Below are 5,458 nucleotides of genomic sequence, written 5' to 3'. Positions count from 1 at the left end.
ATCCGGATCCTCGACGGCAACCACCTGCCGGCCAGCCAGAAGCGCCTGAAGGCCCTGCGCGGCGTGCGCGGGGCGGCCCTGCCCGGGCTGGCGATGGTGGTCTACGATCCCGACAGCGGCCTGGTGACCGATCTGGTGGCGGGCGAGGACGCCTACCAGCACGAGCGTGCCCTGGCCGCCCCCCTGCTGGAACGGGCCGGTCCGGGACAGGTCTGGATCGGCGACCGCCACTTCTGCCCCGGCGCGCTGCTGCGCGGCTGGGCGGCGGCCGGGGCCAGCTTCGTGGTGCGCGAGCACGCCAACCATCCCCGCCTGCGGGATGCGGGAGACTGGCACGCGGCGGGCCGGACCGAGACGGGCCGCCTGCGCGAGCAGACGATCACGCTCGATCCACCCCAGGAGCATCCACCCCAGGAGCCTCCGCCCCAGGAGCATCTACCCCAGGAGCCGTCGGGCCCGGAGCAGGCCGTCCCGTGGCGGCGCATCGAACTGACCCTGGCGCAGCCGACCCAGGCGGGCGACCGGGTGCTGCGGCTGTGGAGCAACCTGCCGGCCACGGTGACGGCCGCGCAGATCGCGCAGGCCTACCGGGACCGCTGGCGCATCGAGGGCATGTTCCAGCGTCTGGAGGGCGTGTTGCGCAGCGAGATCCCGAGCCTCGGTCATCCGCGCGCGGCGCTTCTCGGCTTCAGCGTGGCGCTGCTGGCCTACAACGTGCTGGCGCTGATCGAGCGCTGCGTGGAGCGCGCGCACGCCCCGGACGCGGGGGCCGCGCCGAAGGTGTCGCTGTATCACCTCGTGCTGCAGATCCGCAGCGGCTACGATGGCCTGTGCATCGCCCTGCCGCCCGAGCACTGGGCGGCCTGCGGCCCGATCGACCCGCCAGCCCTGGCCGCGCGCCTGCTGAGCTTGGCCCGCCGCATCGACCCCGCACGCGTCAGAGCCGGCCGCCGAAAACCCAAGGATCGAACGGCAAAGTCCGGGCCCACCAGCGGACCCCACTTCTCCACCGCAACCCGCCTGGCAAGCAAAACACCTTGAAAGGGCTGGGAGATAGGCCTTCGCGGTGAAGGCGTCCGCGACGCGCTCGCGGCCCGGCCGGACCGCGCGCGCCGCGGTGCCGCACTGGGAGCCGAGCCCGCGGGACCCGAAGCTGTCGGGGAGGAGGACGAGGAAGCCCTGCGCGGCGAGGCGCTCCCCCCAGTCCGCGTGCCGCGCGTTGAGGGCGCCGCTCCGGTCGTAGAGACCGCCGCACCCGTGCAGCGCGACGACGGCCGGGAACGGCCCGGGGCCGGGAGGCCTGTAGAGCACGGCGTGCAGGTCGCGCCCGTCCGCCCCCGGGACGGCCACGTCCGACGGCCGGGAGAGCGCGGGGCCGGGCGACCCGAGGACCGCGGCCAGGAACAGCGCCATCCGCGCGGCCGGTCCGGGCGCCCTCACGCGGCGATCGCCCGGGCCACGGGGTGAAAGGCCTGGACGAGGTCGCCGTCGAGCCGACCCACCATGTCGTCCAGGATCCCCAGCGCCTTCGTCACCGCCATCGGCGGCTTGTAGGACCGGCGCTCTGTCAGGGCCGCGTAGATGTCGCACACCGTGACCAGCCGCACGAGGTCGGGGATCTCCGCGCCCTTCAGGCCGTCCGGGTAGCCCGAGCCGTCCAGCAGTTCGTGGTGCGAGCGGACCACCGCCAGCATCTCCGCCTCGAAGCCGCGGCCCGCGAGCATGGCGTGGCCGTGCGCCGGGTGCTGCCGCATCACCGCCGTCTCGGCCTCCGTCAGCCGGCCCGGCTTGTTCAGGATCTCGGCCGGGACGTGGATCTTGCCGACGTCGTGCAGCAGCGCCGCCTTCGCCAGCCGGTGGCGGTCGGCGGCGGCGAACCCCAACTGCGCCGCGAAGCTCGCCGCCAGCCCCGCGACCAGCAGGCAGTGCTGGTGCGTGGCGTCGTCGAAGCGCCGCACCGCGAGGACCCAGTCGCGCACGCCGGTCTCGGCCACCGCGCGGGCGATGAGCCCGGTTCCGGTGTCGATCGCCGCCGGCGTGACGGGCCGGCCGGGCACGAACACGTCGGCGAGGAAGCGCCGCGCCGCGCCGGCGTGGCGGACGGCCGCGGGGGCGGACGGATCCTCGTGCCGGTGCAGACCCTCCAGAGCCGCCAGGAGCGCCTGCGTCATGGCCCCGGCGGCGAGGGTGCCGCTGGCGCCCAGCACCCGGGCCTGCGCCTCGGCCCGGGCGGCGTTGCCGTGGGTGAGGAACAGGAAGGGCACGCCCCGGCCCCGCACCGCCTTGAGGATCCGCTGCATCCGCAGGACGGCGTCCGAGGTGAGCGCGCTGACGTCGCCGACGATCAGCTCGGGCAGAACGGACGGGACCGCGGCCTCGTAGAGATCGTGCACGCGGCAGGCGCGGAATGTGCCGAGGTCGCGCGCCAGCCGGTCGCCGCGACGCAGGTCGTCGGTGATCAGCAGGAGTTCGCCCATCGCCTCCTCCCCAACGGACGGCCCGCCGCGGTCGCGGACCCCGTGCAGCGCGTCGCCCCGATCGCGCGTCATCCTATCGCACGCGCCGCTTCCCGCACCTGTTGCGTGGCCGCATCGACCCGGTCGCTCGCCGCCGCGATCGCCTCGACCCCCGCAGCGATGCCGGCCGCCCCGTGCGCCGCCGTCTGCATGTTGCCCGACATCTCGCGCGTGACCGCCGACTGCTCCTCCACCGCCGCCGCGATCGCCGCCGAGACCTCGTCCAGCGCCCGGATCGTGCCCTGGATCGTGCCGATCGCCTCCACCGCATCCCGGGTGGCCGCCTGCGTCGCGCCGATCTGCCCGCGGATCTGGTCGGTGGCCCGGGCGGTCTGCTCGGCCAGGGCCTTCACCTCGGCCGCCACCACCGCGAAGCCCCGGCCGGCCGCCCCGGCGCGCGCCGCCTCGATGGTCGCGTTGAGCGCCAGCAGGTTGGTCTGGCCCGCAATGTTCGAGATCAGCCCGACCACATCGCCGATCTGCGTGGCCTGCCCGCTCAGGCCCGCGACGATGCCGCCGGTGCGCCGCGCCTGCTCCACGGCCTCGCCGGCCATCCGCGCGGCGTGGCTCACCTGCTGGCTGATCTCGCCGACCGAGGCCGAGAGTTCCTCGGCGCCCGCCGCCACCGCCTGGATGTCGCCCGACACGCGCCCGACCGTGCCGGCGGCGTCCGCCGTCTGCCGAGTCACGTCCTCCACCGCCTGACCGATGGCGTCGAGGTCGACGCCGATCGCCCGCTGCGCCTCGGCCCGGCGCTGCCGCTCCAGCACCTGCGCGGTCACGTCGACCGCGAACTTCACCACCTTGAGAACGCGACCGTCCGCGCCGGTGATCGGGTTGTAGGTCGCCTGGATGAACACCTCCCGGCCGCCCTTGGCGATGCGGCGGAACTCGCCCGCCTGGAACGCGCCTCCGGCCAGCGCAGCCCAGAAGTCGCGGTAAGCCGCGCCCGCCCGCTCGGCCTCGTCCATGAACAGGCTGTGGTGGCGGCCCCGCACCTCGTCGAGGCCGTAGCCCAGCGCGCCGAGGAAGTTGGTGTTGGCGTCGAGGATGGTGCCGTCCGGCGCGAAGGCGATCACTGCCTGCGAGCGGTGGAGCGCCGCGATCTGGCCGTCGAGATCGAGGGCGCGGACCTTCTGCGCGGTGATGTCGGTGGCGAACTTGACGATCTTGGCTACCCGACCGGTCCGGTCGCGGACCGGGTTGTAGCTGGCCTGAATCCAGACTTCGCGTCCATCCTTGGTAATCCGCTTGAACTCGGCCGTCTGGTAGGTCCCGCTCCGCAGCCTGTCCCAGAAGGCCCGATATTCAGGACTGTCGCGGTGCGATGCTTCGACAAAGATGGAATGCTTTTGTCCCTGGACCTCCGCCAACGTATAGCCAACCAGGGAGAGGAAGTTGGCATTGGCGGTCAGAATGATGCCATCGAGCCTGAATTCGATGATGGCCTGCGAGCTGTCGAGGGCATTGAGCTTGGCGCGAGCGTCCTCGGTCCGAAACGCAAGCATGGATTCCTCACCTAGTCGGTTGATTTCGGCGGGCATGGTCCGGCAGAAATATTAATATGCCGGCAACGATTGAACACAACTTGGTGAAATCGAGCGCAAAATGCTACTTTTGGTGGTACAACATAGGTTGTTGCGGCCAAAGCGTGTAGAACTGGACCCCGTATGCTGCCGAATCCGGGCTCGGAACTGACATACGTTGGTATCTGAGAGCGACCGACACACTCTGAGGTAGTAGAACGACCGCCGACAGCGTCCAGTCGTCGCAGGCCTGCGCCCTGCCGCGGGCGATCCGGCCCGCGGCGGATCGGTCTCCGCGCGGCGTTCGCGCCAGCCGGAATCCGCGTTCGCGCGGCGCCCGTCGGGGACGGTGGGACGACCGTTGGGACGAACCGCGCGCGTTAGCGCGGCGGCTGTCGCGTTCGTGCGGATGGCGGCCGGACGCCGACCGCGCGGACGATCCGAGACCGTCCCCCGCACGTCGCCGCCCGGAACCGAAGGTGTGGCACCGGCGCCACGCCGCTGGCGGAACCGCCCCGGCCGCCGCAACCGCGCGATGTCGAAGGCGTTATCGCGCTCGGGCCGAAGTTATAAATGGAAACTTAATCGATCCGCACGTTAACCGACAGTTCATCACGCCGGTTTTCATCACGCCGGCCTGTGTGTCCGCAAAACTACATCTTCTTTTACGAATTGGCTCTAGGGTCACCCAGGCTTTCAAACTGGATCGACATCATGACCAAGCTTCTGACCTCGCTGGCCGCCTTCACGGCCCTCACCGCCGCCGCCTCGGCCGCCGACCTTCCGCGCCGCGCCGCGCCGCCGCCGGTGTTCACGCCGGTGCCGGTGTTCACCTGGACCGGTGCCTACTTCGGTATCAACGCCGGCTACGGCTTCGACGCCAGCAGCAACGGCGGCTCGCGCGGCTTCGTCCAGACCGCCGGCGACCCCGTCCGCCAGACCCTGGCCGGCGGCCTCGTCCCCTACCGCGCTCTCAACCCGCTCGGCTCCACGCTGGTCTACTCCAACAGCAACCGCGAGGGCTTCTCCGGCGGCGGCCAGATCGGCTACAACTACCAGTTCACCCCGGGCGCCGGCGTCGTCGTCGGTGTCGAGGCCGACGCCCAGTACCTCGACTTCGGCGGCCGCGCCCGCTTCGCCACCAACGCCGCCGCGATCAACCCGGGCTTCCTCCCGGTCAACGGCACGCTGAACACCCTCGACTTCTTCGGCACCGTCCGCGGCCGCCTCGGCTACGCCTTCGACCGCACCCTCGTCTACGCCACCGGCGGCTTCGCCTACGCCACCGGCACGGATGCCGGCGCCCGCATCGGCTTCCAGAACTTCGCCGGCCGCCGCGACGACTTCAAGACCGGCTGGACCGTCGGCGGCGGCGTCGAGTACGCCCTGCCCACCGACTCCTTCCTGAACTTCTTC

General features: G+C 71.8%; 4 protein-coding genes. 2 read left to right on the top strand and 2 right to left on the bottom strand.

What is annotated here, in order from left to right; translation table 11 throughout:
• A partial coding sequence (locus tag Q8W71_RS32260; RefSeq protein WP_305526334.1) for a transposase occupies positions 1 to 1,041 on the top strand: 1,041 nt, incomplete at its 5' end.
• A gap of 395 nt (positions 1,042 to 1,436) precedes the next feature.
• On the opposite strand, the gene Q8W71_RS32255 is transcribed toward Q8W71_RS32260, so the two are convergent.
• Both Q8W71_RS32255 and Q8W71_RS32250 read right to left on the bottom strand, forming a co-directional pair.
• Entirely contained in the window at positions 1,437 to 2,549 is a 1,113-nt protein-coding gene (locus Q8W71_RS32255) for an HD-GYP domain-containing protein (RefSeq protein WP_370875599.1), read from the bottom strand.
• Positions 2,546 to 4,024: a methyl-accepting chemotaxis protein gene (locus Q8W71_RS32250; protein ID WP_305529411.1), complete on the bottom strand. Its 1,479-nt coding sequence runs from the start codon at positions 4,022 to 4,024 to the stop codon at positions 2,546 to 2,548. The genes Q8W71_RS32255 and Q8W71_RS32250 overlap by 4 nt, the downstream gene beginning before the upstream one ends.
• Before the next feature lie 732 nt (positions 4,025 to 4,756).
• Between Q8W71_RS32250 and Q8W71_RS32245 the strand changes: the two genes are divergently transcribed.
• A partial coding sequence (locus Q8W71_RS32245) for an outer membrane protein (protein ID WP_305529410.1) occupies positions 4,757 to 5,458 on the top strand: 702 nt, incomplete at its 3' end.

It is taken from the genome of Methylobacterium amylolyticum (assembly GCF_030700245.1).
Taxonomy (GTDB): Bacteria; Pseudomonadota; Alphaproteobacteria; order Rhizobiales; family Beijerinckiaceae; genus Methylobacterium.
Note: the sequence above shows the minus strand (reverse complement) of the source record. Positions and strands in the feature narration are given on the sequence as shown.